The 2,439-nt window shown below is 33.9% G+C and carries 1 protein-coding gene; it reads right to left on the bottom strand.

What is annotated here, in order from left to right; all coding sequences use genetic code 11:
• Positions 1 to 19 precede the first annotated feature (19 nt).
• Positions 20 to 2,242, bottom strand: a complete 2,223-nt coding sequence (locus JCM9157_RS22855) for an RNA degradosome polyphosphate kinase (RefSeq protein WP_081734300.1) — start codon at positions 2,240 to 2,242, stop codon at positions 20 to 22.
• Positions 2,243 to 2,439 lie beyond the last annotated feature (197 nt).

Raw genomic sequence — 2,439 nt, forward strand, 5'->3', positions numbered from 1 at the left:
TAAAAGCATTCCCATAAAATTAGGAATGCTTTCTTGATTTAAACTCTTTTATTGAACTGATATGACCCATGTACTCAACTAATTCTTTTCTAAACTTTGCTGTCATTGTTCCCTTTATACTTTGCACAAATAGTCCAATTCGCTCATAAGTATTTTTTTCCTTGATAGATAATTGACTATTTATTCCCTTACTAGTACCAGGATTCTCTACGTAATAATAGTTTCCACGACAATCTTGCTCTCGTGCTTTCACGTCATCTGCCAAATACAATAATAACCACTTTTTTACTCGTTTCCTTAGACGTTGATCAAGGATTGGAAACAAGATTTCAATTCGATTTTCCATATTACGAGTCATCAGATCAGCTGATGAGAAAAATGTTTTTTCTGCTCCATTATGATTGAAATAATAGATACGACTATGCTCTAGGAAACGTCCAAGTATACTAATAACTCTAATATTCTCACTTATTCCTTTCACACCAGGTTTTAAACAACAAATCCCTCTGATGATTAAATCAATTTTTACTCCTTTTATAGAAGCTTCATATAATTTTTTTATTAACGGCTTGTCAGACAACGAATTCATTTTCGCAATAATATAACCATTGCCATATTGTTCATGGAATGAAATCTCTTGATCAATTAATTTGATGAAGTCTTCTCTAATGTGATAAGGAGCTACGGATAAGTGATGATAGGTTGGCTCATTCGTATAGCCACTAATATAGTTGAAGAAATTCGAGGCATCGATTCCAAACTTCTCATTAGAAGTAATTAAGCCGACATCTGTATACAACCTCGCAGTAGCATCATTGTAATTGCCTGTCCCCAAATGAACAAAGCGTTCAATTTGATTATTTCTGCGTCTTACAACAAGGGTTATCTTACTATGAGTCTTTAATTTAGTCATTCCATAAATAACGTGGCAACCTTCTTTTTCTAACTCCTTCGCCCAACTTACATTGTTTTCCTCATCAAACCTTGCCTTAAGCTCTACTAAAACCGTCACTTGCTTTCCGTTTCCAGCAGCCCTCTTTAATGCTTTTATAATAGAAGAATCACCGCTTACTCTATATAATGTTTGTTTAATAGCTAAAACATTTGGGTCCTCTGCAGCCCTGGCAACAAATTCAACGACCGGTTCGAATGATTCATATGGATGGTGTAGGAGAATGTCTTGATTTAGAGCTTGCTCAAATAAATTAACTCCTGTCGGCAAATCTTGCGGAGCTTGCGGGATAATTGGGTCATCAATTAAGTGCTCATACCTGTGTTCCAAGTATTTATGGAACGAAAACAAAAAGGTTAAATCCAAAGGACCATTAACTAAATACGTATCATCTGATTGTATTTCCAATCTTTTTTGTAAGTATGTAACGACCATACTATCCATTTCAGTTCCAACTATCTCTAAACGAACTTCCGAACCCCATTTTCGTTTTTTGAGCTCTTGCTCTATTACACTTAATAGATCGGAAGCCCCGTCTTCGTGTATCGTTAAATCAGCGTTTCTAGTAATTCGAAATGGAGTTACGCTTTTTATGTTAAAACCCGAAAATAGCGTTTCAATATAATAGGCGATAATATCCTCTAATAACACAAATGTACTAGTTGAGTCTTCACTAGGAATCTCAATAAAGCGAGTTAGCACACTTGGAACTTGTACAATAGCTAGTTTCGCTGCTAAAGGCTGTATTTTCCCATCTTTGTTAATGGTATTATTTCCATCGAGTAAAATAGCTAAATTTAAGCTTTTATTTAAAAATTTAGGAAAAGGACGGTAGGCATCAATGGCCATCGGAGTAAGTACTGGGAAGATTTGTTCCTTAAAATAATGAAATAGATAGTCTTTTTGCTTTTCCGTAACTTTTTCAATTGATGTAATCTCTATATTCTCTACTCTCAAGAGCGGAAGAAGTGTTTCACGATAGGTTTCATATTGTAAATTGACTAACTCATGAGCCTTCTCAGAGATGAACGTTAATTGTTCATTAGGTGTTAACCCAGATTTGTTATCTGGTCTTTTAAATCCAACTTTAACTTGATCCTTTAAACCAGCTACACGAACCATAAAGAATTCGTCTAAATTAGAACTGAAAATAGCTAAAAACTTAAACCTTTCTAGTAATAAATTTCTTTCGTCTAATGCTTCTTCAAGCACTCTCTGATTAAAGGCCAGCCAACTTAATTCACGGTTATTATAGTAACAAGGATTATCTAAATATTCGTACGGTTCCATTAGCACACCCCTTATTGCACTTCTATATTTTTACAAAATTCTACATACCTAAATCATACATGAATAAAAGCTGTTTAATATGAATCTATTGTAAATTTTTTGTAAATAGTGAGTAAACAAGTGTTGTTGTTTGCATTATATCTGCTACATAGGAAAAAACCTTGATATTGTCAGGAACAATATCAAGGTTTTTCTAA

The sequence above is a fragment of the Halalkalibacter akibai JCM 9157 genome (assembly GCF_000513135.1).
Classification (GTDB): Bacteria; Bacillota; Bacilli; order Bacillales; family Bacillaceae_D; genus Halalkalibacter; species Halalkalibacter akibai.

What these genes read in the sequence shown, in the direction of transcription:
- JCM9157_RS22855 (WP_081734300.1), bottom strand. Translation starts at nt 2,242, where the DNA reads ATGGAACCGTACGAATATTTAGATAATCCTTGTTACTATAATAACCGT.